Genomic DNA, 5222 nt, shown 5'->3' with positions numbered 1-5222 from the left:
AAACAATTGGTATTGCACCTTTGATGACTGAACTAGCAGAAGGGCTGGTGAGGCGAGGGCACCAAGTGCGGGTAATCACAGGTATGCCTAACTATCCTCAGCGTCAGATTTACGATCGCTATCGGGGTAAGTTATACGTTACTGAAGAGAAAAACGGTGTCAAAATTCAGCGTAGTTACCTGCGGATTAAATCTAAACCTAACCTTATAGATCGGCTACTGCTAGAGTTGAGCTTTGTCTTTACAAGTTTGCCACAAGCTCTCAAAGGTGAGCGACCTGATTTAATTCTCTTAACAGTGCCACCGTTACTCGTTTGCTTACCTGCAACTTTAATAAGTTGGCTATACAACTGTCCAGTAGTGCTGAATGTGCAAGATATCCTCCCGGAAGCTGCTGTGCGTGTTGGGCTAATTAAGAATAAGTTGATGATTCAAGCTCTGGAAGCTTTAGAAAAATTTGCCTACCGAACTGCACACACCATTAGCGTGATTGCTGATGGTTTTGTAGATAATTTAATAAATAAAGGTGTACCTGTTAATAAAATTGCCTGCATTCCAAATTGGGTAAATCTAAATTTTATCCGCCCTTTACCGAAGGAGAATAACTCCTGGAGAGCTTCCCATCAACTAGATGATAAATTTGTAGTACTTTATTCAGGTAATATTGCTCTCACCCAAGGCTTGGAGACAGTTATAGAAGCAGCAGCTCGGTTGCGTCATATTAATGATATTGTCTTTGTCGTAGCCGGCGAATCCCAAGCTCTCGAAAGATTGCAAAAACATTGTCTTGCTTGTGGTGCAGATAACGTTTTGCTTTTACCATTGCAACCGCGAGAAAAACTACCGCAAATGTTGGCAGCCGCAGATGTCGGCTTGATTGTGCAAAAGAGCAATGTGATTTCTTTCAATATGCCTTCTAAAATACCACTGTTGTTAGCCAGTGGTCGCCCAATTGTCGGTTCAGTTCCCGCCACTGGGACTGCTGCCAAGGCTATTCAAGAAAGTGGCGGGGGTATTATCGTTAAGCCAGAGTCAGCAGATGCTTTAGCCACTGCGGTATTAGATTTATATAATCAGCCGGAACTAGCAGCAAAATTAGGGCGTGAAGGAAGAAAGTTTGCCGTAGAAAAGTATTCCTTTGAGCAAGCGCTAGATCGGTATGAAGAGTTATTTTATGATGCGATCGCCAAAGGAGCAACAACTTTGGATATCTTGCCCGAATTGAGTTCTAAGAAATCACTTGTTGAGCAAGAGCTTTTGGTACATACCTTGCCCCTTGCGCGCATGGTATCTCAAAGACAAATGACAAATGACAAATGACAAATGACAAATTCAGATCGACTGAAAAAAACTGACCAAAGGTTGATTGCCTTATTGAGCGATCGCATATCATTATTAGCAGCATCAGAACAACCTTCTCTAGATCAACAACTGGCTGATGTCGCTCCCCTACTCGCTGAAGCTGGTATTCCTGAGTCTGTTTGGGCAGGTGTGCTAAATAGTTGTCATACTACTCTAATTCCTAAATATAGAACTAATCATGTCGCTCCTCGACAAATTACCATCATCGGTGGACGCGGCAGGATGGGAAGATTATTTAAAGAACAGCTTTCGCTAGTAGGTCACAATGTTAGCGTTCTCGAACATGAAGATTGGGAATACGCAGATAAATTGTTAAATCAGACAGAATTAGTTTTAATCAGTGTTCCTATTGAATATACAGTTGATGTTATCAAGCGTGCAGCTAAATACCTCGCCCCAACTACCGCTTTGTGTGATATTACGAGCGTAAAAACACAGCCAACTCAAGCAATGCTCGAACACCATTCCGGCCCAGTCATGGGTTTACACCCAATGTTTGGGCCAAATATAAAATCACTTTTTGGACAAAAAGTAGTGGTGTGTCCAGGTCGAAACGATGATTCATTTCAATGGTTTTTAGACTTTATTAAAAGTCAAGGTGGAGAGTTAATTGTTTGTACGCCTGAAGAACACGATCAAATGATGGTGATTGTTCAAGCAACGCAACATTTCTGTAGATTTAGTCTTGGCATTTTTTTAGCACAATCAAAAGTTGATATACAGCAGACTTTAACAATGTCAACTCCTAACTACCGTCAAGAAATTGACATTGTTAAGCGTTTATTTTCCCAAAACCCTCACTTATGTGTGGATATTATGCTAGCTACAGAAGAAAGGTGTGATGCAATTAGTTTTTTAGCTGATACTTATAGTCGTTTAGCGAAACTAGTAGCGATGAAAGATAGAGAAGCATTAATTCAAGAATTTGACAAGGCTCAAAGCTTTTTTGAAGAGAAAATCACCAGTTTTATGCAGCCTTTAAATACAATTGCTATTCAACGAGATTTTCAACCAAAGCTGCACACAAATATTAGCATTTAAATAAATATAAATATGCTGATAGACATCTTTCACGATACCGTTTGTCCTTGGTGCAGAATTGGGAAAAAACATCTGTTTGATGCACTGGCACAACGGCAAGAACAAGAAGTACATATCCGCTGGCATCCTTTTCTTTTGGACAATACTGTTCCTGCGGAGGGATACGAATTCCGCAGCTTTATGCAAAATAGAAAAGGGATTAAAGCAGAAGAAATACAACAGATATTTGATAATGCGCAACGCGCAGGTGAGGCGGCTGGAGTTAAGCTAGATTTTGATAAAATCCGTTTGGCTGTCAATACTAAGCTTTCTCATCAACTGATTGCTCTTGCACCCGCAAACGTAAAAAACGATGTCGTCGAAGCTATTTATCAAGCTTACTTTGAAGACGGTTTGAACATTGGAAATTTTGACGTTATTGTTGCCATCGGTACAGCGTATCAGATGGATGCTAGCGAATTAAAGTCGCAATTAAACGATCGCGCGGTGAGTGATGCAGTTATTGCTGAATCAACATTTGCTCGGTTAAATGGCATCAACAGCGTGCCGTTCTTCGTTATCAATGACAAAGTTAAGGTAAATGGTTCTCACTCAGTAGAGGTATTCCTGGAAACTTTGAATCGTGCTGCACTTTTAGATATACCTGCAAAAATATGATAGTTGACATCAAGCAAAAAAGTAGATTAATTCATCAACGTGTTTCGGTTACTTTTAACTACGAAGTTTACTTCACGCAAAATTTATTTGAGTTAAAAAATCCCACTTTAGCCCAAGTGATTGGTGCGGATGAGGAGACAAAGCCGAAGAAAATATTTGCAGTGGTAGACGCAGGAATATTAAAGTATCAACCTGAGTTGGTGAAGCAATTAGTCGCGTATACCAAGTTTTATGCAGAGGTACTAGCGATCGCAGCCCAACCAATGATAATTTCGGGAGGAGAAGCTGCTAAAAACGATCGCACTTTAGTAGAGGAAATCCAGCAACAGATTGAAGCCGCCGGATTATGTCGCCACTCTTACATATTAGCGATCGGGGGCGGGGCGGTATTGGATTTGGTAGGATATGCAGCTGCAACTGCTCACCGGGGAATTCGTCTAATTCGGGTTCCAACAACGGTGTTGGCGCAAAATGATTCTGGGGTTGGCGTCAAAAACGGCATCAATGCCTTTGGTAAAAAGAACTTTCTCGGTACATTTGCGCCACCTTATGCAGTTATAAATGACTCTGCGTTCTTGACAACACTAGACGATCGCGATTGGCGTTCTGGAATCGCAGAAGCAGTCAAAGTGGCGCTGATTAAGGATGCTAGCTTTTTTGATTTTATCCACTTTCACACCGCAGCTCTAAGGCGGCGAGATATGGATGCTATGCAACAGGTTATCTATCGTTGCGCTCAGTTGCATTTAGAACATATTGCTAATGGCGGCGATCCTTTTGAGATGGGTTCGTCTCGTCCCCTAGATTTTGGACATTGGGCGGCTCATAAACTGGAGCATTTGACAAATTATCGCTTGCGTCATGGCGAAGCAGTTGCGATCGGTATTGCTTTGGATAGCACTTATTCTTATTTAGCAGGATTGCTGGATTGTTCGGAGTGGCAACGGATATTAAATACTTTATCAGCGTTAGGTTTCACGTTGTATGTGCCCGAACTGGCTGATAAGTTATCGCAATTGGAAGATCCTAATTGTTTGTTTCGGGGTTTGACTGAATTCCGCGAACATTTAGGTGGAGAGTTGACTTTGACGCTCTTAAAAGGGATTGGAAAAAGAATTGAGGTTCATGAGGTGAATTTGTTGTTGTATAGGCAAGCAATATCGCTATTACGGGAATTGAGGGGGGAATTTTAAACGCAGAGGTAGACGCTCTGCGGCTGCCGTTCGCAGAGCGTCCCGTAGGGTAGGAACGCAGAGGTTTTATGAGACGATTTACTACTTTTGGGGGAGGCGGATTTTTTTAAATAGGTTCGTTGGTAAATGTACTAGAAAAGCAGTATAAAAAGCAAATAAAATGACACACAATCGAAAAATTAGTCAATGTATTATCTGGTTGTTATCTAGTATTCTTAAATAAGAAGCAAAAAGTTTTTGATTACATCTTTTAAAAAAATATGTTGACTTAGATTGTAAAAAATTATCTAAGTCTTTTCTAGGTTTGAAAATAACTACTAATAATGATTAATGGTTGTTGCTTAATTATTGACTAAGAAATATTCTAGAGAAATTACTCATGGTTTTTGATTCACGTTCTTATAAAACCCTTGGCGGTGTAAATGTTTATCGTTCCATCACTGAAGTTAAGATGGACACTGCCCTCGATGATATTCTGTTCCATTTAAATTCTCAGCGTGGAGGGTTACTAAGGAGTAGCTACGAATATCCAGGCAGATATAAAAGATGGGCAATCGGATTTGTCAATCCACCATTAGAGTTGGCTACACAGGATAATGCTTTCACTTTGATAGCGTTGAATGAACGCGGTCAAGTACTTTTGCCATTCCTTTTAGAGCACCTATCCCAGTCAGAACAAATTGAGAACATCACCCAAGAAGATAACTGTATTGTAGGCTTTATTAAACCTTCCGAAAAATTATTTACTGAAGAAGAACGTAGTAAACAGCCTTCATCATTTACAGTTGTTCGCGAAATTCTATATACTTTCTCCAGTCAAGAAGACGAGCATTTAGGCTTGTATGGTGCATTTGGTTATGACTTAGTTTTTCAGTTTGAACCAATTACCCAACATTTGGATCGTCCAACAGATCAGCGCGATTTGGTGCTTTATTTGCCAGATGAATTGATTGTTGTTGACTATTACCAG

4 protein-coding genes and 1 pseudogene are annotated in these 5222 nt (G+C 40.4%); all 5 read left to right on the top strand.

Annotated elements, in window-relative coordinates:
- Window positions 1–5: 5 nt before the first annotated feature.
- Window positions 6–1319: a glycosyltransferase family 4 protein gene (locus IQ229_RS11980; protein ID WP_322743978.1), complete on the top strand. Its 1314-nt coding sequence runs from the start codon at window positions 6–8 to the stop codon at window positions 1317–1319.
- Window positions 1320–1322: 3 nt separating this feature from the next.
- Window positions 1323–2402 (top strand): bifunctional chorismate mutase/prephenate dehydrogenase, encoded by a 1080-nt coding sequence (gene tyrA, locus IQ229_RS11975; RefSeq protein ID WP_228013404.1) that lies wholly within the window; start codon window positions 1323–1325, stop codon window positions 2400–2402.
- Window positions 2403–2414: 12 nt separating this feature from the next.
- Window positions 2415–3059 (top strand): DsbA family oxidoreductase, encoded by a 645-nt coding sequence (locus IQ229_RS11970; protein ID WP_194043958.1) that lies wholly within the window; start codon window positions 2415–2417, stop codon window positions 3057–3059.
- Complete coding sequence (locus IQ229_RS11965) at window positions 3056–4252, top strand: 3-dehydroquinate synthase (protein ID WP_194043956.1); 1197 nt, start codon at window positions 3056–3058, stop codon at window positions 4250–4252. The genes IQ229_RS11970 and IQ229_RS11965 overlap by 4 nt, the downstream gene beginning before the upstream one ends.
- Window positions 4253–4631: 379 nt before the next feature.
- A pseudogene (locus tag IQ229_RS11960) lies at window positions 4632–5222 on the top strand (anthranilate synthase component I); the annotation flags it as partial.

The sequence above is a fragment of the Nostoc cf. edaphicum LEGE 07299 genome, from assembly GCF_015207245.1.
GTDB classification, from domain to species: Bacteria; Cyanobacteriota; Cyanobacteriia; order Cyanobacteriales; family Nostocaceae; genus Nostoc; species Nostoc edaphicum_B.
The sequence above is the reverse complement of the archived record's forward strand: the minus strand, read 5'-3'. Positions and strand labels throughout refer to the sequence as shown.

What these genes read in the sequence shown, in the direction of transcription:
- IQ229_RS11965 (WP_194043956.1), top strand. Translation starts at nt 3,056, where the DNA reads ATGATAGTTGACATCAAGCAAAAAAGTAGATTAATTCATCAACGTGTT.
- tyrA (WP_228013404.1), top strand. Translation starts at nt 1,323, where the DNA reads ATGACAAATTCAGATCGACTGAAAAAAACTGACCAAAGGTTGATTGCC.
- IQ229_RS11970 (WP_194043958.1), top strand. Translation starts at nt 2,415, where the DNA reads ATGCTGATAGACATCTTTCACGATACCGTTTGTCCTTGGTGCAGAATT.